We start from the raw sequence: 22,676 nt of genomic DNA on the forward strand, positions 1-22,676 counted from the left end.
GAGAATATTTTTTATAGAAGGAGCTAAAGACATATGGCAACCAGAAAGATAAGAGAGCTTGGAGATGAAGTGCTGACAAAGCAGTGCAAAGAAGTGACAAAGATGACCCTGCGGACAAAGATCCTGATCCAGGATATGCTGGATACGATGTACGAGGCTCTGGGCGTGGGGCTTGCGGCCCCCCAGGTGGGTGTGCTCAAGAGGATCATCGTCATCGATGTGGGGGAGGGCCCCATCGTCCTCATCAACCCGGAGATCCTGGAGACCTCCGGCGAGCAGACCGGCGAGGAGGGGTGCCTGAGCGTGCCCGGCAAATCCGGCCAGGTGACAAGGCCTGACTATGTGAAGGTGAGGGCTCTGAACGAGGATATGGAAGAGATCGAGCTGGAGGGCACCGGACTTCTGGCAAGGGCCTTCTGCCACGAGATCGACCATCTGGATGGAAAGATGTACGTGGATCTTGTGGAGGGAGAGCTCCACGATGTGACCTACGACGAGGAGGATGAGTAGATGAGAGTGATCTTTATGGGAACCCCGGATTTTTCGGTGGGGACCCTGGAGGCCCTGATCCAGGCGGGGCACGAGGTGGTGCTGGCCGTGACCCAGCCCGACAAGCCAAAGGGAAGAGGCGGGAAGGTGCAGTATACACCGGTAAAGGAGAAGGCTCTGGAACACGGCATCCCGGTCTTTCAGCCCGTGAAGGTGAGGGAGAAGAGCTGTGTGGAGGAGCTGGCCCGCTATGGGGCGGACGTGATGGTGGTGATTGCTTTCGGACAGATCCTCCCCAAAGAGATCCTGGAGCTCACCCCCTGCGGGTGCATCAACGTCCACGCCTCCCTTCTGCCGAAGTACAGGGGAGCCGCGCCCATCCAGTGGTCCATCATTGACGGGGAGACAGTCACCGGCGTGACCACCATGCAGATGGACGAGGGGCTGGACACAGGAGATATGCTCCTGCGGACAGAGGTGCCTATCGAGGCGGATGAGACCGGCGGCAGCCTCCATGACAAGCTGGCGAAGGCCGGGGCAGAGCTCTGTGTGGAGACCCTGAAGGCCCTGGAGGCCGGCACCCTGCACCCCGAAAAGCAGGGGGAGACGCCCACCCGGTATGCGCGGCAGCTGTCCAAGGAGCTGGGAAGGATCGACTGGACAGAGGACGCGGTTTCCATAGAGCGGCTTGTGAGGGGCTTAAATCCCTGGCCCAGCGCCTGGACTGTCTGGGAAGGAAAGACCATGAAGATCTGGGGGGCAGACGTGTTGGAAAAGGAGAGCGGACAGCCCTGCGGCACCGTGGCGGAGGTGACAAAGGAGAGCTTTCTCGTCCAGACAGGGAAAGGACTTCTGGCGGTCAGGCAGCTGCAGATCCCGGGAAAGAAGCGTATGGACGCGGACGCCTTCCTGAGAGGCTACCGGGTGGAGCCGGGGACAAGGCTTGGCGAAGAAGAAATGGAAGAATAAATAAAAAAGTGTTAAATTTATATGAAAAACAGGTTGGCAGCCTGTTTTTCGTATATAATACTCCTCTAGGAGGTTGATTACTATGATGTATCCAATGTATTACTGGTTTGATCCTACGTATATACTTGTCATTGCGGGTGTGATCATCTGTCTGGCGGCTTCCGCCAAAATGCGGTCCACCTTTAATAGATATTCCAGAGTCCGCAGCCACAGCGGCCTTACCGGCCATGAGGCGGCATACGAGGTGCTGCGCCGGGCGGGCATCTACGATGTCCGGATCGAGAGGGTGGCGGGCAATCTGACCGACCACTATGATCCCAGGACCAAGGTGCTGCGGCTCTCTGACGCCACCTACAACTCCACGTCCCTGGCGGCGGTGGGGGTGGCGGCCCATGAGTGCGGACACGCCATGCAGCACGCCCAGGGGTATATGCCCCTGAGAATCAGAGGATCCCTGGTGCCCCTGGCTAACCTGGGGAGCACCCTTGCCTGGCCCCTGATCCTCATCGGACTTCTCTTTACAGGCCGGTCCTCGGAGATGTTCCTGAACCTGGGTATCCTTGCCTTCTCCCTGGCGGTCCTGTTTCAGCTTGTGACCCTGCCGGTGGAGTTCAATGCTTCGGGCAGGGCGGTGCGCATCCTGGGCAGCTCCGGCATCATGTACCCGGATGAGATCCAGGGCACGAAGAAGGTGCTGGGGGCGGCGGCCCTCACCTATGTGGCAGGGGCGGCGTCCTCTATCCTGCAGCTTCTGCGTATCATCCTGCTGACAGGCAACAGGCGCAGATAGAAGGCCGGAGGACGGAGAAAGAAAAGAGAGAAAGAGGAGGGACCGATGACAAAAATAAACACAAGGGACCTGGTGGTGGAGATCCTTCTCCTTGTCACAAGGGACGGGCAGTACAGCCATATTGCGCTGAACCAGGTGCTGGGGAAATACCAGTACCTGGATAAAAGCGACAGGGCCTTTATCACGAGAGTGGTGGAGGGAACCCTGGAGCGGATGATCGAGCTGGACTACATCACGGACCAGTTTTCCAAGGTAAAAGTAAAGAAGATGAAGCCTGTCATACGGGCCATTATCAGGAGCGCGGTCTATCAGCTGAAGTACATGGACAGCGTTCCTGATCGTGCTGTCTGCAGCGAGGCGGTGAAGCTGGCGGCCTCAAGAGGCTTCGGCGGGCTGAGGGGCTTTGTCAACGGGGTGCTCCGCTCCATCGCGAGAAACCTGGATACAGTGCCCTATCCGGAGGAGGGAACCCTGGAGTATCTCAGCGTGGTCTACTCCATGCCCCGGTGGATACTGGAGCAGTGGCTCGGCTGCTATAGCCGGGAGCAGGTGGAAAGGATGCTGCGGAATTTTCTTCAGGAGAAGCCCACCTCCATCCGATGCAATCTACACCAGATCTCCAAGGAGGAGCTCAAAGAAAAGCTAATCCGTGAGGGAGTGAAGGTGGAGGATGTGCCGGAGCTATCCTGCGCCCTGCTGATCTCCGGCTACGATTATCTGGCAGCCCTCCCCAGCTTTCAGGAGGGGGATTTCCAGGTGCAGGACATCAGCTCCATGCTGGTGGCACAGCGGGCGGACCCGAAGGAGGGGGACTACGTCATAGACGTCTGCGCCGCCCCCGGCGGGAAGGCGCTCCACCTGGCGGATATGCTGGCGGGCACAGGCATGGTGGAGGCCAGGGATATCAGCGATTATAAGGTGGAGCTCATATGGGACAACATCCGCCGGTCCGGCATGGAAAATATCCGGGCCGTCCGCTGGGATGCCACGGTTCCTGACGAGGAGTCTGTGGAGAAGGCGGACATTGTGATCGCGGATCTTCCCTGCTCCGGGCTGGGAGTCCTGGGGAGAAAGAGCGACCTGAAATACCGGATGACCCGGGAGGACGAGAGGGAGCTGGCGGCTCTCCAGAGAAGGATCCTCTCCCAGGTGTGGAGGTACGTAAAGCCCGGCGGCAGGCTGGTCTATAGCACCTGCACCATCAACCGGGAGGAGAACGAGGAGAACGCGGCCTGGTTCCAGGCGGAGCATCCGGATTTCCGGCTGGTGAGCCAGGAGCAGATCCTCCCCGGGCAGCAGGCGGGAGACGGATTTTACATTGCCCTTTTTGACAGAAAGGACTGAGAGAATATGGGGGAAATTATGGAGAAGGCTGTGAGGAAAAAGAAGGATATCTGTTCCTATACATATGAAGAGCTGGCGGAGGAGATGCAGGCGGCCGGGGAGAAGACCTTCCGGGCAAAGCAGATCTACCAGTGGCTTCACGTAAAGCTGGCGGACAGCTTTGAGGAGATGACCAACCTGTCCAAGTCCCTGCGGGAGAAGCTGGACGAGGAGTACCAGATCGCCCCGGTGGAGCTGGTGGAGAGGCAGATCTCAAAGGCGGATCCCACGGAGAAATTCCTTTTTGAGCTGGAGGACGGCAACATGGTGGAGAGCGTCCTGATGAAATACGACTACGGAAATTCTGTCTGTATTTCCTCCCAGGCCGGGTGCCGGATGGGATGCCGGTTCTGCGCTTCCACCATCGGCGGGCTCATAAGGAACCTGAAGACCTCGGAGATGCTCCGACAGATCTACAGGATCCAGAAGATAACCGGGGAGAGGGTGTCCAACATTGTGGTCATGGGTACCGGGGAGCCCCTGGACAACTATGACAATTTTGTCCGCTTTATCCGCATGGTCAGCGCCCCTGAGGGGCTGAACATCAGCCAGAGGAATATCACCGCCTCCACTTGCGGTATCGTGCCCGGGATTCTCAGGCTGGCGGAGGAGGGCTTTCAGATCACCCTGGCCCTGTCCCTCCACGCGGGCACGCAGGAAAAGAGGAAGAGTCTCATGCCGGTGGCAAACAAATACGAGCTCTCGGAGGTGCTGGCGGCCTGCGATACATATTTCGAGAAGACGGGCAGAAGGATCACCTTTGAGTACAGCCTGGTGAAGGATGTCAACGACACGGACGAGGACGCGGCGGATCTGATCCGCATCGCAGGGCACAGAAACTGCCATATCAACCTCATTCCGGTGAACCCGGTGAGGGAGAGGAGCTATGTGCGTCCCAGCCGTCAAAATGCCCTCAAATTCCAAAATAAACTTGAAAAAAACGGAATAAATGTTACTATAAGAAGGGAAAGAGGTTCCGATATTGACGGGGCCTGTGGACAATTACGGAGACGCTATGCGGCTGCGGGAAAGGAAAAGGCAGATGAAATTTTACGCGCTGACTGATGTGGGGAGAAGACGGGAGGTAAATCAGGACTATGTGTTCGCGACAGACAGTCCCATCGGACCGTTCCCCAATCTTCTGGTAGTTGCGGACGGAATGGGCGGCCACAAGGCCGGTGATTTCGCATCCAAATTTACCGTTGAGACGCTGAAAAAAGAACTGGAAAAAAGCGCGCCCGGCAGACCGGATGAGATTTTCAAGGCTGCCATTGACACCGCCAACCGCAGACTGATCGAGGAGGCCCAAAGAGATATAAAGCTTGAGGGCATGGGCACCACCCTGGTGGCGGCCACGGTCATTGACAATACACTGCATTTTGCGAATATCGGAGACAGCCGGCTCTATCTGATCAGCGACAATATCCGGCAGCTGTCCAAGGATCACTCCCTGGTGGAGGAGATGGTGCGCCTGGGCGGGATCAAGGCCGAGGAGGCCAGGAACCACCCGGACAAGAACATTATCACCAGGGCTATGGGAGTAAAGGATGAGGCAGAGGCAGATTTCTATGAATTCCGCATCAGAAGGGGAGACAAGATACTGATGTGCACGGACGGCCTGAGCAACATGGTGGAGGATGAAGTCATGTTCGGCATCGTGAAGGGCTCCAGAGATATCATAGAGGCTGTGCATATGCTGATCGACAAGGCAAATGCAAACGGAGGCAGAGATAATATAGGGGTAGTGATGGCGGAGCCCATCGCTGATGAGGTAGGCAAATGGTAAAAGATGGTATTTTTTTAGGCAACAGATATGAGGTAATTGAGAAGATTGGTTCAGGCGGCATGGCGGATGTCTACAAGGGCAGAGATACAATGCTGAACCGCTACGTCGCGATCAAGGTTTTGAAAAAAGAGTTCCGGGAGGACGAGACCTTTGTGAAAAAGTTCCGCTCCGAGGCCCAGGCCGCAGCCGGCCTTTTGAACCCCAATATTGTCAATGTCTACGACGTGGGGGAGGACAGGGGACTCTACTATATGGTCATGGAGCTTGTGGAGGGCATCACTCTGAAGGAGTATATAGACCGGAAGAAACGCCTCTCCGCCAGAGAAGTGATCAGTATTGCGATCCAGATGTGCTCGGGCATTGAGGAAGCCCACAAGCACCATATCATACACAGGGACATCAAGCCCCAGAATATCATTATATCCAACGATGGAAAAGTGAAGGTGACGGATTTTGGCATCGCCAGGATGGTGACCTCCAAGACCACCACCACGGTGGCCATGGGGTCGGTTCACTATACCTCTCCCGAGCAGGCGAGGGGCGGCTACAGCGATGAGAAGAGCGACATCTATTCCATCGGTATCACCCTGTACGAGATGGTCACAGGCCAGGTTCCCTTCAACGGGGACACTACGGTGGAGGTGGCTATGAAGCATCTGCAGGAGGAGATCACGCCTCCCTCCGAGCTGGTGCCGGACATCCCCTACAGTCTCGAGCAGATCATTTTGAAATGTACCCAGAAAAACGCGGAGAGAAGATACAGCGATGTGGACGAGCTGATCCAGGATCTGAAGCACTCCCTTGTGGATCCGGACGGAGATTTCGTCCAGATCGTCCCTGTAGGAAATGCGGACACAGTGATCATCACGGAGGATGATCTGGACGATATCCGCAGTTCCTATGGAGATGATGACGAGGACGATGAGTACGGCGAGGATGACGACTACGGCGAAGACGATGAGGATTACGAAGATGACGAGGACGGGGAGGATCACGACAGTGATGAAGTCAATCCTCGCATGAACAAGGTCATCAAGATCATGACCATCGTCGTGGCGGTCATCATCATTTTGGTGCTTGCCCTTGTGATCGGCCGGGCGGCCGGACTGTTCCGGTTTGGCGGCACGGGAACGACACAAGAGGAGGACAGCGGCCAGGTGAAGGTGCCCAACGTGGTGGGCATGTCCCTAGACGATGCCAAGGCAGAGCTGAACAACGCGGGACTTGGCTGGAAAATTGGAAAGCAGGAGGAATCCGCCAAGTACGAGAAGGGCTATGTCATGGCACAGGACCCGAAGAACGGGGAAAAGGTAAAGAAAAATACGCAGATCACTCTGGATGTGAGCACCGGCAAGACGGATGAGCAGGTGGAGGTGCCCAACGTAGTAGGCCAGGACGAGGCGGACGCCCAGAAGACTCTGGAGGACGCCGGCTTTAAGGTAGAGTCTGCCGCTGTCTACAGCAGCCAGCCCCAGGGCGAGGTGGTGTCCACCGACCCGGAGGCAGGCACCCAGGCCGCAAAGGGCTCTACTGTGACCATACAGGTCAGCAAGGGAGAGCAGAAGATCAGCGTCCCGGATGTGCGGGGCACGGATGAGAATACAGCCAAGAGCACCCTCTCAGGGGCCGGGCTGAATGTGACAGTCACCACGGACTACAGCGACAGCGTGGCCCAGGGCAATGTCATCTCCCAGGATCCCTCGGGCGGCACAAAGGTGGACGCGGGCGCTAACGTCAATATCGTGGTGAGCCTTGGATCAAGGCCTGTAAGCGTGCCTTCTGTCGTGGGCGTATCGGAGAGCAACGCCCGCCAGCTGATTGCCAGCGCCGGGCTCAGCGTGGGAAGCGTGACCTACAGGGAGGACTCCGCGCCGGCAGGACAGGTGATCTCCTGCGACCCGGGCGTGGGGGCCAGCGTGTCCAGGGGGGCTTCGGTCAATCTCGTGGTAAGCCAGGGCCAGTCGTCTTCTCCAGGCGACAGCACTGAGACGCCGGAGGAGCCGGACACAGAAGAAGGACAGTAATACATGCAGGGAAAAATCATAAAAGGTATTGCCGGGTTCTACTACGTCCATGTAGCGGAATCCGGTATTTACGAATGTAAGGCAAAAGGAATTTTCAGGAAAGAGAACAAAAAGCCCCTTGTGGGGGATAACGTGGAGATCGATGTGCTGGACGAGAAGGATATGGAGGGCAATCTGGTCCGCATCCTTCCGAGGAAGAACGAGCTGATCCGCCCGGCGGTAGCCAATGTGGACCAGGCTCTTGTGGTGTTCGCGGCGGCAAAGCCGGATCCCCACCTGAATCTGCTGGACCGCTTTCTCGTCATGATGGAGAGAAAGGACATTCCGGCGGTGCTCTGCTTTAACAAAAAGGACATCGCTGATGACCCGCGCCTTGCGGACCTGAAGGATATTTACCGGAACTGCGGGTGCCGGATCCTCTTTACAAGCGCGGAGAAAAAAGAAAATATCCGGCAGCTGAGAGAGATTTTGGAGGGGAAGACGACCACTGTGGCCGGTCCCTCCGGAGTGGGGAAATCCTCCCTTATCAATCTTCTCCAGAGCGAGATTAAGATGGAGACCGGCTCCATCAGCGAGAAGATCGAGAGGGGGCGGCACACCACCCGCCACAGCGAGCTCATCGCCATAGATGAGAACTCCTATATTATGGATACGCCGGGATTCAGCTCCCTCTACACCAATGATTTTGAGAAGGAAGAGCTGAAGCACTGCTTCCCGGAATTCTTTCCCTATGAGGGGCAGTGCAGATACAATGGATGCGACCACGTACATGAGCCGGACTGCGCCGTGAAGGCGGCGGTGGAGTCAGGGGAGATCCACAGGGCCAGGTATGACAGCTATCTGGAAATGTATGAGGAGCTGAAGGCAAAGAGGAGGTATTGAGTATATGGATTACATTTTGGCGCCGTCTATTCTGGCGGCAGATTTCACAGAGCTGGGAGAGGAGATCAGGAGGACGGAGGAAAATGGCGCCGCCTGGCTCCATTTTGACGTCATGGACGGCATGTTTGTCCCCAGTATCTCTTTTGGCATGCCTGTGCTGAAATCCATCCGCCACGCCACAGGGCAGTTCATGGACGCCCACCTCATGGTGCAGGATCCGATCCGCTATGTGGAGGCCTTTCAGGAGGCGGGGGCGGACGGCGTGACCGTTCACCTGGAAGCCTGCCCGGACGTGAAGGCAGCCCTGGATAAGATCCATGCGTGCGGCATGAAGGCGGGGCTCTCCATCTGCCCGGAGACGCCGGCGGAAGAGGTGGACAGATACCTGGACGATGTGGAGATGATCCTCATCATGTGTGTGCATCCCGGGTTCGGCGGACAGAAGTTCATCCCTGAGTCTCTGGACAAGATCCGGACTGTGCGGGCGATGGCCCGGGAAAGAGGGATGGATCTGAATATCCAGGTGGACGGCGGCGTGTATCTGACCAACGTCCGTGAGGTGCTGGATGCAGGGGCGAATGTGATCGTCGCCGGCTCTGCTGTCTTTAACGGCAGTGCGGCAGAAAATACAAAGAATTTCATGGAGATACTTAAGAGCTATGAGTAAGAGAGCAGTGATCATCAGCGGGGGAACTCTGTATGAGGAGCTGATAGAAAAGACCATCAGGGAGTGCGAAGATCCATGCATTATCGGCGTGGACAAAGGGGTGGAATTTCTGTATCATCACAAAATCCGGCCCAGCTATATCGTGGGCGACTTTGACAGCCTGTCCCACGAGATCGTAGACTACTATAAGAATGAGACTCATGTCTCCGTGCGGGAGTTCAATCCGGTAAAGGATGCCTCGGACACAGAGATCGCGGTTCGGCTTGCCATCACCCTGGGGTGCCACGAGATGGTGATCCTGGGCGCTACCGGGAGCAGGGTGGATCACCTGTGGGCGAACATACAGACACTGACTATCCCCTTCAAGGCGGGGGTGGACGCGGTGATCCTGGATCCGCAGAACCGTATCCGCCTCATCGGAGGGGAGACCCATCTGAAAAAAGAGGAGGCCTTCGGGGACTATTTTTCTGTGTTCCCTCTGGGCGAGGTGGTTTATGGCTTTAACATCCGGGGAGCGAAATATCCCCTCACAGAGCATACTCTGACCCCCTACGACAGCCTGTGCGTCAGCAATCAGATCGAGGAGGACGAGGTGGTCATTGATTTCGTCAGCGGGATCGTCATCCTGATGGAGACCCGGGACAGAGAGGAAAAACAGAAGTAAAGAAAGCGCACAGTAAATATAACGAAAGGCAGAAGCCCTCAGAGAGAAGGGGCTTTTGAACAGGTAGAGGATAAAATGAAATTAGGAATCGTAGGCCTGCCCAACGTGGGCAAGAGCACACTTTTTAATTCACTGACAAAGGCAGGGGCGGAGTCGGCAAACTACCCCTTCTGCACCATCGACCCCAACGTGGGCGTGGTGACCGTGCCGGACGAGCGCCTGAACGTGCTGGGAGAGATGTACCACACAAAGAAGATCATCCCGGCAGCCATTGAATTTGTAGATATCGCGGGGCTTGTCAAAGGAGCCTCAAAGGGAGAGGGCCTCGGAAACCAGTTCCTGGCCAACATCCGGGAGGTGGACGCCATCGTTCATGTGGTGCGGTGCTTTGAGGACAGCAACATTGTCCACGTGGACGGCAGCATCAACCCCATGCGGGATATCGAGACCATCAACCTGGAGCTCATCTTCTCGGATCTGGAGATCCTGGAGCGGCGCATCGCCAAGACCACAAAGGTGGCCAGAAATGACAAGACAGCGGCCAAGGAGCTGAAGCTTCTGGAGAAGATCAAGGCCCATCTGGAGGAGGGCAGGCTGGCCAAGAGCTTTGACGGGGCCGAGGACGAGGAGGAGCAGGCGTGGCTGGAGAGCTACAATCTTCTCACCGGGAAGCCGGTGATTTTTGCCGCCAACGTGGCGGAGGACGACCTGGCCGATGACGGCGCTTCCAACCCCGGTGTGCAGGCGGTCCGGGAGTACGCGGCGAAGGAGGGCTTTGAGGTGTTTGTCGTATGCGCTCAGATCGAGCAGGAGATCGCGGAGCTGGACGATGATGAGAAGAAGATGTTCCTGGAGGATCTGGGGCTTTCCGAGTCCGGTCTTGAGAAGCTCATCAAGGCCAGCTACCGTCTCCTGGGACTGATCAGCTACCTGACGGCAGGCGAGCCGGAGGTGCGGGCATGGACGATCAAAAAGGGAACAAAGGCGCCCCAGGCGGCGGGAAAGATCCACTCAGACTTTGAAAGAGGATTTATCCGGGCCGAGGTGGTGTCCTACGACGACCTGATCGCCTGCGGCTCCCACAATGCGGCGAAAGAGAAAGGGCTGATCCGCCTGGAGGGAAAGGACTACGTGGTGCAGGACGGAGACATCATGCTGTTCCGCTTCAACGTATAGACAGAAAAAGAGACGGGAAAGGACAGGACAAGTCATGCATACTTCAATTGAATTCCCAAATATCGGCATCCATCTGGAAAATGTGGGCAAGACCCTGACTGTGTTTGGGTTTGACATCGCCTACTACGGCATTGTCATCGGCATCGGCATGCTGGCGGGCATTGGCATGGCCATGATGGAGGCGAAAAGAACAGGCCAGAACCAGGAGGACTACCTGGACCTGGCCATCTTTGCCATCATATTCGGTATTATCGGGGCCAGGATCTACTACGTTGTCTTTGCCTGGGATATGTACAAGGACAACCTGCTGGAGATCTTCAACACCCGCCACGGGGGACTGGCCATCTACGGCGGCGTCATAGCGGCGGTGATCACTGTGTTTGTGGTGGCGAGGGTGAAAAAGCTGCCTGTGACCCGACTGCTGGATACGGCGGTGCTGGGACTTGTGACAGGGCAGATGATCGGCAGATGGGGCAACTTCTTTAACCGGGAGGCCTTCGGGGACTACACCAATGGGCTTCTGGCCATGCGGCTGCCTCTGGACGCGGTGCGCAGCTCGGACGTGACGGAGAAGATCCGGGAGCACATCGACGTGGTGGACGGGGTGTCTTACATCCAGGTCCATCCCACCTTTCTCTACGAGTCCCTCTGGTGCCTCATGGTGCTGGTGCTCCTGCTCCTCTACAGAACCCACAAGAAGTTCGAGGGGGAGGTTTTCCTTCTGTACCTGGCGGGCTACGGCGCGGGCCGGTTCTGGATCGAGGGCCTGCGGACGGACCAGCTGTGGATCCCGGGCACGGAAATCCCGGTGTCCCAGGTGCTGGCAGGCGTGCTGGTGGTGGTGTCCGTGATCTGGATCGTGTGCGGGAGAAAGGGGCTTGTACCGAAAAAGAAACAAAAGAAAACAGAGTAAAATCTGGACTTTTAAAATGGCACGGGCTATAATATTAATATATGTGAAAAATTAAATTATTATTTTTCAAAAATCTAAGGAGGAACAAGAAAATGGCAAGAAAAATGAAGACCATGGATGGTAATCATGCAGCAGCTCACGCGTCATATGCGTATACAGATGTTGCGGCTATTTACCCGATCACGCCTTCATCCGTTATGGCAGAAGCCACAGACGAGTGGGCAACACAGGGAAGAAAGAACATCTTTGGACAGGAAGTACAGGTGACAGAGATGCAGTCAGAGGCCGGCGCAGCAGGTGCCGTTCACGGATCTCTGGCAGCAGGTGCCCTGACTACAACATACACAGCTTCCCAGGGTCTGCTTCTTATGATCCCCAACCTTTACAAAATTGCCGGTGAGCAGCTCCCGGGCGTGTTCAACGTATCCGCGCGTGCAGTTGCAAGCCATGCGCTTTCTATCTTCGGTGATCATTCAGACGTTTATGCCTGTCGTCAGACCGGATGCGCAATGCTCTGCGAGTCCAGCGTGCAGGAGGTTATGGACCTGACACCGGTTGCACATTGTGCAGCGATCAAGGGACGTATTCCTTTCATCAACTTCTTTGATGGTTTCCGTACATCTCACGAGATCCAGAAGATCGAGACATGGGATTACGAGGATCTGAAGGACCTGGTAGACATGGATGCCATCGACGCGTTCAGAAAGCATGCCCTGAACCCGAACCATCCGTGCCAGAGAGGTTCCGCTCAGAACCCGGATATCTTCTTCCAGGCAAGAGAGGCAAGCAACCCCTACTACACAGCTATGCCGGCTATCGTTCAGGAGTACATGGACAAGGTTAACGCCAAGATCGGTACAGACTACAAGCTGTTCAACTACTACGGAGCAGAGGACGCAGAGAAGGTTATCATCGCTATGGGATCCGTATGTGATACCATCGAGGAGACTGTTGACTACCTCCTTGCAGCAGGACAGAAGGTCGGACTTGTAAAGGTTCGTCTGTACAGACCGTTCAGCGCACAGGCACTGATCGACGCAATTCCTGACACAGTTAAGACAATTTCCGTATTAGACAGGACAAAAGAGCCTGGAGCTCTCGGTGAGCCTCTGTGGCTGGATGTTGTAGCTGCCTTAAAGGGAACAAAATTCGACGCTGTTCCGATCCTTTCCGGACGCTACGGATTAGGCTCCAAGGACACAACACCTGCTCAGATCGTTGCTGTATACAATAACACAGAGAAAGAGAAATTCACCATCGGTATCGTAGATGACGTGACAGGACTTTCCCTCGAGGAGGGCGAGCAGCTTGTTACAACTCCGGAAGGAACCATCAACTGTAAATTCTGGGGACTTGGAGCTGACGGTACTGTAGGAGCAAACAAGAACTCCATCAAGATCATCGGCGACAACACAGATATGTACGCACAGGCTTACTTTGACTATGACTCCAAGAAGTCCGGCGGTGTGACAATGTCCCACCTTCGCTTTGGTAAGAAGCCGATCAAATCCACATATCTGATCAAGAAGGCTAACTTTGTTGCCTGCCACAACCCGTCCTACATCAACAAGTACAACATGGTACAGGAGCTGGTAGACGGAGGAACATTCCTTCTGAACTGCCCGTGGGATATGGAAGGACTGGAGAAACACCTTCCGGGACAGGTAAAGGCATTTATCGCAAACCACAATATCAAATTCTATACAATCGACGGTATCAAGATCGGTAAGGAGATCGGACTTGGCGGACGTATCAACACAGTGCTTCAGTCTGCATTCTTCAAGCTGGCAGCTATCATTCCGGAGGAGGAAGCCATCGACCTGATGAAGGCCGCTGCAAAGGCTACCTACGGAAGAAAAGGTGACAAGATCGTACAGATGAACTACGACGCCATCGATGCAGGAGCAAAACAGGTTCATGAAGTGACAGTTCCCGAGAGCTGGAAAGACTGCCAGGATGAGGGATTATTCTCACCTGAGGTCAAAGGCGGAAGAGAGGATGTTGTTGACTTCGTTAAGAATATCCAGTCCAAGGTAAACGCTCAGGAAGGAAACACTCTGCCTGTATCCGCTTTCAAGGATTACGTAGACGGCTCCACTCCGTCCGGTACATCCGCATACGAGAAGCGCGGTATCGCGGTAGATATCCCGATCTGGAATCCGGACAACTGTATCCAGTGTAACCGCTGTGCCTATGTATGTCCGCACGCAGTTATCCGTCCTGTAGCCCTGACAGAGGAAGAGGCTGCAAAGGCTCCGGAGGGACTGAAGACTCTGGATATGATCGGTATGCCTGGCATGAAGTTCACAATGACAGTTTCCGCATATGACTGTACAGGATGCGGTTCCTGTGCGAATGTATGCCCGGGCAAGAAGGGCGAGAAGGCTCTCGTTATGGGCAATATGGAGGAGAACGCAGGCGAGCAGGTATACTTCGACTTCGGAAGAGAGATTCCTGTAAAACCGGAAGTAGTTGCAAAATTCAAAGAAAATACAGTGAAAGGTTCTCAGTTCAAACAGCCGCTGCTTGAGTTCTCAGGCGCATGTGCAGGATGTGGCGAGACACCTTACGCAAAACTGATCACACAGCTGTTTGGCGACAGAATGTACATTGCCAACGCTACAGGATGCTCCTCTATCTGGGGTAACTCCTCACCGTCCACACCTTACACGGTAACACCGGAGGGCAAGGGACCGGCATGGGACAACTCTCTGTTTGAGGACAACGCAGAGTTCGGCTATGGTATGCTGCTGGCTCAGAACACCATCAGAGCAGGCCTGAAGACAAAGGTTGAGTCTGTGATGGAGTCTGACAAGGCTTCTGAGGAAGTGAAGGCTGCTTGCAAAGAGTGGCTTGACACATACAGCTGCGGCGCTACAAACGGAACGGCTACGGACAACCTTGTAAAAGCTCTGGAAGGATGCGACTGCGAGGTTTGCAAGGACATCGTAAACAACAAGGACTTCCTGGCCAAGAAATCCCAGTGGGTATTTGGTGGTGACGGATGGGCTTACGATATCGGATTTGGCGGCGTTGACCACGTGCTTGCAAGCGGCAAGGACATCAACGTAATGGTATTCGATACTGAGGTTTACTCCAACACAGGCGGACAGTCCTCCAAGGCTACAAAGACCGGTGCGGTTGCTCAGTTCGCTGCAGGCGGAAAAGAGACAAAGAAGAAAGACCTGGCCGGCATCGCAATGAGCTACGGCTACGTATATGTCGCTCAGATCGCTATGGGTGCTGATTACAACCAGACTGTAAAGGCAATCTCCGAGGCTGAGGCATATCCGGGACCGTCACTCATCATCGCATACGCTCCGTGTATCAACCACGGTATCAAGAAGGGTATGAGCAAGGCTCAGACGGAAGAAGCGCTGGCTGTAGAGTGCGGATACTGGAACAACTTCCGGTTCAACCCGGCAGCAGAGGGCGCGAAGTTTACTCTGGACAGCAAAGAGCCTAAGATGGATGGCTATCAGGAGTTCCTGAACGGCGAGGTTCGTTACAATTCACTTGTAAGATCCAACCCGGAGAAGGCAAAGGTTCTGTTCGCAAAGAACGAGCAGGAGGCAAAAGACAGATACAACTATCTGAAGAAGCTCGTAACTCTCTACGGAACAGAGGAATAAAAGATTTTCAGGACAGAGGAAGTCCGGAAGATATAAGAGAGATCCCGCAGGTGCATATGTGCCTGCGGGATCTCCTGTTATTATGAGAGGTACCGTCGGACAGAGGATATTGATATATAAATAACGGTTGACTTTCGTACCCAAAGATGATAGAAATGTATATATGAATAAGTAAGACTGGATAGAGGCGCGGTGTTCATCAGTACCGCGCGGCCACAGTCCCCGGGAGGACTGCCGCGCAGAGGAAAGGGAAGACCGCCGAAGGGAACAGACGAACCCGGAGCTGTACCCTGGGACACAGTGAGAATATCCTGTGGACTGTCACAACTGTGGAGCGCTATCATAGTGTTGAATGAGGAGGGGATGACACTGCCGGCCGGAGGGAGAGGCAGTGTATACCGTTTGAGAATGACATGCCATGAATGAGTGCGCCCGGCGCTTGTTCATGGCTTTTACTATTTATCTTTGTATAAGAGAGGAAGGTACTTATGAGGAATGTAAAGAGAAAAGTTTTGTGGACGCTCTCTGCTGTCATGCTCTTTGTGGCCTGCAGTCCGCTCCTGTGCTTTGCGGCTGGGGAGGAGACAGAGTACGTCCCCCGGATGTTTGCCACACCCTGGTCGCTGCTGCCGCCCCTTGTGGCCATCGTGCTGGCCCTGATCACCAAGGAGGTGTACAGCTCCCTGTTTATCGGAATTCTGATCGGCGGCATTTTTTACTCGGGATTTACCTTTGAGGGAACCATCACTCACGTTTTCCAGGGAGGCATCATCTCTGTGCTCTCCGACAGCTACAATGTGGGGATTATCGTGTTCCTTGTCATCCTTGGCATCATGGTCTGCATGATGAACAAGGTGGGAGGCTCTGCCGCCTTCGGCGAGTGGGCGAAGGAACACATCAAGACGAGGACAGGGGCCCAGCTTGCCACCATCCTTCTGGGCGTGCTGATCTTTATCGACGACTATTTTAACTGCCTGACAGTGGGGAGCGTTATGCGTCCTGTGACAGACAAGCACAACATCTCCAGGGCCAAGCTGTCCTACCTGATCGACGCCACGGCAGCCCCCGTGTGCATCATCGCCCCCATCTCCTCCTGGGCCGCGGCTGTGACCGGTTTTGTTCCCGGAGAGGACGGGTTCTCCGTTTTTATCCGGGCCATCCCCTACAATTTCTACGCCCTGCTGACCATCGTCATGATGATTGGCATCGCGGTGCTGAAGGTGGATTACGGCCCCATGCGCACCCATGAGCTGAACGCTATCAAGGGCGATATCTACACGACGCCGGACCGCCCCTACGCGGATGCGGAAAAAGAGGTTGTGACAGGAAAAGGGAAGGTGATTGACCTTGTGTTTCCCATTATTGTGCTGATCATCTGCTGTATCATCGGCATGATCTACACGGGAGGATTTTTCTCGGGGACAGATTTTGTCACCTCCTTCTCCCAGAGCGATGCCTCTGTGGGACTGGTGCTGGGCAGCTTCTGCGCCTACGTGATCACCATTGTTTTCTATCTTATCCGCCGTGTCACCAAATTCAGTGAGTGCATGAGCTGTATTCCGGACGGCTTTAAGGCCATGGTGCCGGCTATCCTGATCCTCACCTTTGCCTGGACACTGAAGGCCATGACGGACAGCCTGGGGGCGGATGTGTTTGTGGCTGATCTGGTACAGTCCAGCGCCAGCAGCCTGATGAACTTCCTGCCTGCCATTGTCTTCCTGGTGGGATGCTGTCTGGCCTTTGCCACAGGGACCTCCTGGGGAACCTTCGGTATCCTGATCCCCATTGTGGTGGCGGTATTCCAGGGACAGAATGAGACGATGATGATCATCTCCATCTCCGCCTGCATGGCAGGGGCTGTGTGCGGCGACCACTGCTCGCCCATCTCGGACACAACCATCATGTCCTCGGCGGGAGCTCAGTGCAACCACGTGAACCACGTGACGACTCAGCTTCCCTACGCCATCACTGTGGCGGCCATATCCTTTGTGGTATATATTGTGGCGGGATTTGTCCAGACGGCGTGGATCGCGCTGCCTGTGGGTATTGTGATCACCCTTGGGGTGCTGCTGGTGCTCAGGAACATATATGGAAAAGAAGAGTAGAGAAAAATAGAAAGAGACAGGCGTGTCCGTGCCGGACACGCCTGTCTCTTTTTGCGAGGCTCTGCCGCTTTAAAAATGGTATGTGCGGACAAATTCCGTGAAGGACCTGACGGCGGGAACGTCCATCAGCTCCCGCAGGGTCACATAGTAGATCGGGCGGGACAGCCTTACCTCCAGCGGCACGATACAGCACTCCGGCATCAGCAACTTCTCCGCGATGGAGCGGGAGGAAAAGCCCACTGCCAGGTTCTGGGAGGCCAGCTGCATGACAATATCGGACTGGCTTGTCTCGCAGATGACGTTAGGTACGATGTGGTGGTCGGAAAACACCTGCTCAATGTCCCTGCGGAAGGCGGACTCCTTTGCCGGCATCAGGATGTCTTTGCCGTCCAGATCGCTGATGGACAGCAGCGGTCTTCCGGCAAGAGGATGCTCTCTGGACATGACGGCCACGTAATAGTCGTCCATGAGCTTGTGGCAGTCGTACTCCTCCCGGGCGGAGATGGTGTCTGAGCCGATGACAAAGGCGGCGTTGATCTGCCGGGAGTCCAGCATGGCAAGCAGGGTGTTGCTTCCCTCCACGTGGAGCTGGTACCGGATCCCCGGGAAGAGGCGGTGATAGTCCGTGATGACCCTTGGCAGCCGCAGATACCCTGCGATCCAGAGCATACCTACGCGGAGCGTTCCCGCCTCCAGAACGCTGTACTTTTTCATGTTTTCCGAGAGCTGGTCCACTTCATTGAGAATTCTGCGGGCTGAGGAGACGAACTGCTCACCGGCCTCGGTCAGGGTGACGGACTTGGAGTGGCGGACAAAAAGGGGAACGCCAAGCTCCTTTTCCAGGTGGAGGATCTGCTGGGAAAGAGAGGGCTGGGAAAGGAAAAGGGCCTTGGCTGCGGCTGAGAAGCTCTTTTTCTCCGCTGCGGCCAGAACGTAGCGCATCTGTTGGATCTGCATATGGATGACCTCCTGCTATAAATGATAGATGATATAAGAAAAACCTATAGACATTATAACATATTATTTCTTTACAAATAGCATTAAATTGTATATAATGATAGAGCGATTTAACACATCAAAGTAATAAAGTAAAAGGAATGAGAGGAGAAAGAAAATGCAAAACAAGAAAAGTGTAAAAGACACAGCATTTCTGGTACTTGCCCTCGTAGTTATCATCGGCTCCCGGTTCATGCCGGCGATGGGCGGACTTTCCAAGGACGCGTGGGCTGTGCTGGGCGTATTCTTCGGTTCACTGATCATGTGGATCACGATTTCCATTGACTGGCCGAGTATGATCACTCTGCTGGCCCTTGGTCTGCTTCCGTTATTCGGATTTTCAAGCACCTTTGCGGGAGCCTTCGGAAATACCACCGTGGCCTTCCTGCTGTTTACCTTCATGTTGGTATACCCGCTGTCAAAGACAAACTTTGTGCGGCGCTGTACCATCTATTTTATCACAAACAGGATAGCAAGGAAAGGCCCCTGGTATTTTGTGTGCTTCCTGCTTGCGGCCGTGACATTCATGGGACTTTTCATTTCCCCGTCCGTACTGTTTGTGGCCTTCATGCCCTTCCTGGAGGATATCTACCAGGTTCTCGGCCTGAAGAAGGGCGGCAAGGCAGGAAATATGATCATGATGGGCTCCGCCTTCTGTATCAGCCTTTCCTCCGGTATGACAGCCATCGGACATGTGTGGCCCACAATGGCTATCGGATACTACACAGCAGCTACAGGAAATGACGTAAACCAGTTCCAGTACATGGCTATGGGTATCCCCACAGGTATCATCCTGATCGTGATCCTGATCCTGATCTTCAAATTTATCTACCGTCCGGACGATATCAAGGATATCCAGCCTGAGAGGGCCATGAGCCTTCGCGGCACAGTTCCGGCAGCGGACTTCAAGGAGAAGGTGATCCTGGGCGTTATGGCCCTCACTGTATTCCTCTGGGTAGCTCCCAGCCTTGTGCAGAACGTGCTGCCTGACTTCTATGCCACAGTCAACAGCTGGTCCACAGCTATGCCTCCGCTTCTCGGATGTATCATCCTGTTCGTTGTACGGGCAGATGGCGAGAGCATCATGAACTTCAAGGAGACAGTCAGCAAGGGCGTGCTCTGGGGCAGCGTGCTGATGACAGCCGCAGCCACACAGCTTGGCACCTGCCTGACAAACGAGGATGTGGGCATCAGCGCCTGGCTGACAGGCGCGCTGGAGCCGCTGACAGCCAATCTCCCGGTGATCGGCCTGATCCTGTTCTTCATGACATGGGCTGTTATTGAGACAAACTTTTCATCCAACATTGTTACCACGACAGTAGTAAGTGCGGTTGCCCTGTCCGTTCTGACAGCTCTGCCAGCAGGGTCTGTCAATGTGGGAGCTGTAGTCTGCATGGTTGGATTTGCGGCTGCTATCTGCAACATGACACCGGCAGGACAGAGTACGGTCAACACGGTTGCCATTGGTTCCGGATGGACGGATACCAAGTCCATGTTTGTATGGGGCGCGCTGTTTGCCATCGCGGGTATCCTGGTGCTCAGCTTTATCGCTTACCCGCTTGGATCTCTGTTCATCTCATAGATACGGATGACAGTTTATTGGTCTATTGTGTGAGAGGAGAAATTACACGTGGAAAGAAAATATCAGTATGATGTTGTTGTGGCAGGCGGGGGCACGGCCGGTGTGGCCGCTGCCGCCGGTGCGGCCATGACAGGGGCGAAGACACTGCTCATCGAGAGAAATCCTTACCTGGGAGGGGAGGCCACCCACTCCGGCGTGGCCGCCTTCTGCGGATTTTTCACCTGCGGGGGAAACCCTGTGCGGGTCGTGGAGGGGGCGGGGGAGCTGATCCTGAAGGAGATGAAGGCCCTCAGCGAGTCCTCCTGGAACTATGTGGTGTCTGCCACTGGGAATAAAAATATTAACTTTCATCCCGAGTATCTGAAATGCGCCATGGACAATGTATTGGAGAAGGCAGGTGTCACCTGCTTTTTCCACACGAGGATTACCGGCGTCCGCACAGAGGGGCGGGCAGTGACAGCCCTTGAGTGCGTGGACGATGAGGGCCGCTTTCTGGTGGAGGCAAAGGCCTTTGTGGACACAACCGGAGATGCCAATGTAGTTCATCTGGCGGGCGCGCCTACTCTCTGGGGAGATGAGAACGGAAACGTGCAGGCGGCCACTCTTCCCTTCCGGCTGAGCGGCGTGGACACTTCCTGTGACCTGACGCCCCAGGCTGTTGAGAAGGCGGTCATCCGGGCAAAGGAGGAGGGAATTCCCCACCTGACAAAGGAGAAAGGCTTTATCTTGAAAAGAGAGGGCTCGGATCAGGTGGCAGTCCTTCTTCCCAGCACCATCCCCGCGGGCCTGGACTGCCAGGAGCTGACCAGAATGGAGCTGGATACGAGGAGACAGGTGCTCTACTATGTGGAGGCCTTTAAGAAATATCTCCACGGCATGGAGAACTGTGAGCTGACAGTCATCGGCCCGGCCATCGGCTTCCGTGAGACGAGGCGGATGAAGGGCAAAGAGATCATCACCGCACAGGATGTGCTGGGAAGGAGAAAACGGCCCGACGGTGTGGCGAGAGCCGGCTGGAAGCCGGAGATCCACATGGACGCCAACAAGATGGGAACCTACATCGAGGTGTCCGAGGGCAGCTGGTTTGACGTGCCCTTGGGGGCGCTCCAGTGCGAGAGCCTGGACAATCTCTACGGCGCCGGCAGGATGGTGTCCTCTGAGCAGACGGCCCACGCGGCGGTCCGGGTCATGGGAACCTGCTTTGCCACAGGACATGCGGCAGGCGTCGCGGCGGCCTGCCAGGCGCTCCGGGGACAGGCGGAAGCAGACACTGTCCGGGAGGAGCTCAGGAAGCAGGGAGCGCTGCTGTAGCACGGCTGTAAGGCATTAGGAAATTTTGTAAAAGAGACAGGGAAGGAGACGGATTATGACACTTGAGGAAGCACGCGCGGATATTGACGCTGTGGACACACAGATGAAACCTTTATTTTTAAAGAGAATGGAATGTGCCAAAAAGGTGGCCGAGGTGAAGGCCGAGACAGGGGGCGATGTGTTCGTCCTGGAGAGAGAGCTTTCCATTATCGAGAAGAGAGCCGGAGACGTGGATCAGGAGGTCTATGATGAGTATGTCACATTTCTGCGCCATCTCATGAGCGTCAGCAGAAGGTATCAGTACGGCAAGCTGACAGCCATGCAGGACACGGTAGTGGACGGCGCGGCGCAGGCGGCAGGCGTGGACGAGAATACGGATCACACACAGGTAGAGATCTCCTTTACCTGTCCCTCTGCCACAAGCGATCTCAATCTCTTTGTCAATATGACAAAGCTGAACAAGATCACCATAGACAGCATGAACCTGGCGACAGAGGATGGCCTCCAGAAGATCACCATGACGTTGGACGGCAATCTGAAGGAGAGCAATATGCGCCGTCTGCTCTGCCAGATCGGCAAAGAGGCAGACGACTTTAAAATCCTGGCAGTAAAATAGCGACTGGCAGTGTGAAAGGAAAAGGGAACCCGGCGGGGCTGCGAGCAGCTCTTCCGGGTTCCCTTTGCGGTTCCGGGGATATGTTTCCGGGGCTATGGGTAAAGGATTTTACAGGATTTTTTCAAAGGCGATCCTCGCATCCCCGTCCTCGGCCCCGCCTTTCAGATAGATGGTACCGCAGCGGGAAAATCCGGATTTCTCCAGGGCCCGCTGCATGGGCAGGTTGCCTGCGTGTGTGTCGATGCGGATGCTCTCCATACCCCTCTCCCGGGCCAGGGCGGCGGCCTCTTCAAAGAGCCTGCCCGCGTACCCTTCTCCCCGCAGGGCGGCGTTTACAGCCATGCGGTGGATGGCGGCGTAGGCGGGGGCTGCGCCGCCTTTATTTTCGGTCAGCCACTGCCCGCCGTAAATATTTCCGTAGGATGGATCTTCCGTGAAGGTGAGGGCGCACACAGCCGCGATACGCCCTTCCTCCTCCAGCACATAGCCAAGGCCTGTGGCTGTGTCGGAGAGGAAGATCTGCTGGTCCGGGTAACCCTTCTGCCACTGGTCCAGCCCCTGAGACCTGAGAAAGGCACGGGCCCGCTCGATGATCTCCATGATTTCTTCTATATCCTCCGGGGTGGAATGTCTGAATGTGGTCATTTTTTGTATCCTCCGATCATTTTTTTGGCAGTATGTATTGACTATA

The 22,676-nt window shown here is 55.3% G+C and carries 19 protein-coding genes and 1 riboswitch; of the genes, 17 read left to right on the forward strand and 2 right to left on the reverse strand.

Annotated elements, in window-relative coordinates; all coding sequences use genetic code 11:
• The first annotated feature begins 33 nt into the window (after positions 1 to 33).
• The 14 genes from def to H7U36_RS13970 all read left to right on the forward strand — a co-directional run bounded on the left by def (position 34) and on the right by H7U36_RS13970 (position 17,480).
• Entirely contained in the window at positions 34 to 510 is a 477-nt protein-coding gene (gene def, locus H7U36_RS13905) for a peptide deformylase (protein WP_138304199.1), read from the forward strand.
• Positions 511 to 1,458, forward strand: coding sequence for a methionyl-tRNA formyltransferase (fmt, locus tag H7U36_RS13910; RefSeq protein ID WP_033124389.1), 948 nt, complete (start codon positions 511 to 513; stop codon positions 1,456 to 1,458).
• An 85-nt stretch (positions 1,459 to 1,543) separates the two neighbouring features.
• Positions 1,544 to 2,248 carry a zinc metallopeptidase gene (locus H7U36_RS13915; RefSeq protein WP_033124399.1) on the forward strand — a complete coding sequence of 235 codons (705 nt, stop codon included), beginning with the start codon at positions 1,544 to 1,546 and terminating at the stop codon, positions 2,246 to 2,248.
• A gap of 45 nt (positions 2,249 to 2,293) precedes the next feature.
• Positions 2,294 to 3,592 (forward strand): 16S rRNA (cytosine(967)-C(5))-methyltransferase RsmB, encoded by a 1,299-nt coding sequence (rsmB, locus tag H7U36_RS13920; protein WP_033124388.1) that lies wholly within the window; start codon positions 2,294 to 2,296, stop codon positions 3,590 to 3,592.
• A 6-nt stretch (positions 3,593 to 3,598) separates the two neighbouring features.
• Positions 3,599 to 4,696 (forward strand): dual-specificity RNA methyltransferase RlmN, encoded by a 1,098-nt coding sequence (rlmN, locus tag H7U36_RS13925; RefSeq protein ID WP_052083749.1) that lies wholly within the window; start codon positions 3,599 to 3,601, stop codon positions 4,694 to 4,696.
• On the forward strand, positions 4,674 to 5,417 hold the full coding sequence (locus H7U36_RS13930; protein ID WP_033124387.1) for a Stp1/IreP family PP2C-type Ser/Thr phosphatase: 744 nt from the start codon (positions 4,674 to 4,676) through the stop codon (positions 5,415 to 5,417). The genes rlmN and H7U36_RS13930 overlap by 23 nt, the downstream gene beginning before the upstream one ends.
• A complete protein-coding gene (gene pknB, locus H7U36_RS13935) occupies positions 5,411 to 7,441 on the forward strand; it encodes a Stk1 family PASTA domain-containing Ser/Thr kinase (RefSeq protein WP_033124386.1) in 2,031 nt (676 codons plus the stop codon). The genes H7U36_RS13930 and pknB overlap by 7 nt, the downstream gene beginning before the upstream one ends.
• Positions 7,442 to 7,444: 3 nt before the next feature.
• Complete coding sequence (gene rsgA, locus H7U36_RS13940) at positions 7,445 to 8,323, forward strand: ribosome small subunit-dependent GTPase A (RefSeq protein WP_033124385.1); 879 nt, start codon at positions 7,445 to 7,447, stop codon at positions 8,321 to 8,323.
• A gap of 4 nt (positions 8,324 to 8,327) precedes the next feature.
• A complete protein-coding gene (gene rpe, locus H7U36_RS13945; protein ID WP_033124384.1) occupies positions 8,328 to 8,990 on the forward strand; it encodes a ribulose-phosphate 3-epimerase in 663 nt (220 codons plus the stop codon).
• Positions 8,983 to 9,654 (forward strand): thiamine diphosphokinase, encoded by a 672-nt coding sequence (locus tag H7U36_RS13950; protein WP_033124383.1) that lies wholly within the window; start codon positions 8,983 to 8,985, stop codon positions 9,652 to 9,654. The genes rpe and H7U36_RS13950 overlap by 8 nt, the downstream gene beginning before the upstream one ends.
• Positions 9,655 to 9,729: 75 nt before the next feature.
• Positions 9,730 to 10,830, forward strand: coding sequence for a redox-regulated ATPase YchF (gene ychF, locus H7U36_RS13955; protein ID WP_033124382.1), 1,101 nt, complete (start codon positions 9,730 to 9,732; stop codon positions 10,828 to 10,830).
• Between the two features lie 34 nt (positions 10,831 to 10,864).
• Positions 10,865 to 11,743, forward strand: coding sequence for a prolipoprotein diacylglyceryl transferase (lgt, locus tag H7U36_RS13960; RefSeq protein ID WP_033124381.1), 879 nt, complete (start codon positions 10,865 to 10,867; stop codon positions 11,741 to 11,743).
• A gap of 92 nt (positions 11,744 to 11,835) precedes the next feature.
• A complete protein-coding gene (gene nifJ, locus H7U36_RS13965) occupies positions 11,836 to 15,375 on the forward strand; it encodes a pyruvate:ferredoxin (flavodoxin) oxidoreductase (RefSeq protein WP_033124380.1) in 3,540 nt (1,179 codons plus the stop codon).
• 174 nt (positions 15,376 to 15,549) lie between these two features.
• Positions 15,550 to 15,723, forward strand: a riboswitch (Lysine riboswitch).
• A 140-nt stretch (positions 15,724 to 15,863) separates the two neighbouring features.
• Positions 15,864 to 17,480, forward strand: coding sequence for a Na+/H+ antiporter NhaC family protein (locus H7U36_RS13970; RefSeq protein ID WP_052083747.1), 1,617 nt, complete (start codon positions 15,864 to 15,866; stop codon positions 17,478 to 17,480).
• Positions 17,481 to 17,549: 69 nt separating this feature from the next.
• Here H7U36_RS13970 and H7U36_RS13975 read toward each other — a convergent pair whose 3' ends face one another.
• Positions 17,550 to 18,437 carry a LysR family transcriptional regulator gene (locus H7U36_RS13975; RefSeq protein WP_205156356.1) on the reverse strand — a complete coding sequence of 296 codons (888 nt, stop codon included), beginning with the start codon at positions 18,435 to 18,437 and terminating at the stop codon, positions 17,550 to 17,552.
• A gap of 157 nt (positions 18,438 to 18,594) precedes the next feature.
• On the opposite strand from H7U36_RS13975, the gene H7U36_RS13980 reads away from it, so the two are divergent.
• Genes H7U36_RS13980 through H7U36_RS13990 form a run of 3 tightly spaced genes read left to right on the forward strand, consistent with a single transcriptional unit; the run spans position 18,595 to position 21,985 of the window.
• Positions 18,595 to 20,058: an SLC13 family permease gene (locus H7U36_RS13980; RefSeq protein ID WP_033124378.1), complete on the forward strand. Its 1,464-nt coding sequence runs from the start codon at positions 18,595 to 18,597 to the stop codon at positions 20,056 to 20,058.
• 48 nt (positions 20,059 to 20,106) lie between these two features.
• The gene (locus H7U36_RS13985) at positions 20,107 to 21,369 is read left to right on the forward strand and encodes an FAD-dependent oxidoreductase (protein WP_205148852.1); all 1,263 of its coding nucleotides are present in this window, start codon (positions 20,107 to 20,109) and stop codon (positions 21,367 to 21,369) included.
• 55 nt (positions 21,370 to 21,424) lie between these two features.
• Positions 21,425 to 21,985 (forward strand): chorismate mutase, encoded by a 561-nt coding sequence (locus H7U36_RS13990; protein ID WP_205148851.1) that lies wholly within the window; start codon positions 21,425 to 21,427, stop codon positions 21,983 to 21,985.
• 108 nt (positions 21,986 to 22,093) lie between these two features.
• Here H7U36_RS13990 and H7U36_RS13995 read toward each other — a convergent pair whose 3' ends face one another.
• Positions 22,094 to 22,630, reverse strand: a complete 537-nt coding sequence (locus tag H7U36_RS13995; protein ID WP_205148850.1) for a GNAT family N-acetyltransferase — start codon at positions 22,628 to 22,630, stop codon at positions 22,094 to 22,096.
• Between the last annotated feature and the right edge of the window lie 46 nt (positions 22,631 to 22,676).

Origin of the sequence: Faecalicatena fissicatena (assembly GCF_016900595.1) — a bacterium.
Lineage (GTDB): Bacteria > Bacillota > Clostridia > Lachnospirales > Lachnospiraceae > Claveliimonas > Claveliimonas intestinigallinarum.

Bases quoted from the DNA above. Each gene is read 5' to 3' on its own strand.
- def (WP_138304199.1), top strand. From the start codon at position 34: ATGGCAACCAGAAAGATAAGAGAGCTTGGAGATGAAGTGCTGACAAAG.
- fmt (WP_033124389.1), top strand. From the start codon at position 511: ATGAGAGTGATCTTTATGGGAACCCCGGATTTTTCGGTGGGGACCCTG.
- H7U36_RS13915 (WP_033124399.1), top strand. From the start codon at position 1,544: ATGTATCCAATGTATTACTGGTTTGATCCTACGTATATACTTGTCATT.
- rsmB (WP_033124388.1), top strand. From the start codon at position 2,294: ATGACAAAAATAAACACAAGGGACCTGGTGGTGGAGATCCTTCTCCTT.
- rlmN (WP_052083749.1), top strand. From the start codon at position 3,599: ATGGGGGAAATTATGGAGAAGGCTGTGAGGAAAAAGAAGGATATCTGT.
- H7U36_RS13930 (WP_033124387.1), top strand. From the start codon at position 4,674: ATGAAATTTTACGCGCTGACTGATGTGGGGAGAAGACGGGAGGTAAAT.
- pknB (WP_033124386.1), top strand. From the start codon at position 5,411: ATGGTAAAAGATGGTATTTTTTTAGGCAACAGATATGAGGTAATTGAG.
- rsgA (WP_033124385.1), top strand. From the start codon at position 7,445: ATGCAGGGAAAAATCATAAAAGGTATTGCCGGGTTCTACTACGTCCAT.
- rpe (WP_033124384.1), top strand. From the start codon at position 8,328: ATGGATTACATTTTGGCGCCGTCTATTCTGGCGGCAGATTTCACAGAG.
- H7U36_RS13950 (WP_033124383.1), top strand. From the start codon at position 8,983: ATGAGTAAGAGAGCAGTGATCATCAGCGGGGGAACTCTGTATGAGGAG.
- ychF (WP_033124382.1), top strand. From the start codon at position 9,730: ATGAAATTAGGAATCGTAGGCCTGCCCAACGTGGGCAAGAGCACACTT.
- lgt (WP_033124381.1), top strand. From the start codon at position 10,865: ATGCATACTTCAATTGAATTCCCAAATATCGGCATCCATCTGGAAAAT.
- nifJ (WP_033124380.1), top strand. From the start codon at position 11,836: ATGGCAAGAAAAATGAAGACCATGGATGGTAATCATGCAGCAGCTCAC.
- H7U36_RS13970 (WP_052083747.1), top strand. From the start codon at position 15,864: ATGAGGAATGTAAAGAGAAAAGTTTTGTGGACGCTCTCTGCTGTCATG.
- H7U36_RS13975 (WP_205156356.1), bottom strand. From the start codon at position 18,437: ATGCAGATCCAACAGATGCGCTACGTTCTGGCCGCAGCGGAGAAAAAG.
- H7U36_RS13980 (WP_033124378.1), top strand. From the start codon at position 18,595: ATGCAAAACAAGAAAAGTGTAAAAGACACAGCATTTCTGGTACTTGCC.
- H7U36_RS13990 (WP_205148851.1), top strand. From the start codon at position 21,425: ATGACACTTGAGGAAGCACGCGCGGATATTGACGCTGTGGACACACAG.
- H7U36_RS13995 (WP_205148850.1), bottom strand. From the start codon at position 22,630: ATGACCACATTCAGACATTCCACCCCGGAGGATATAGAAGAAATCATG.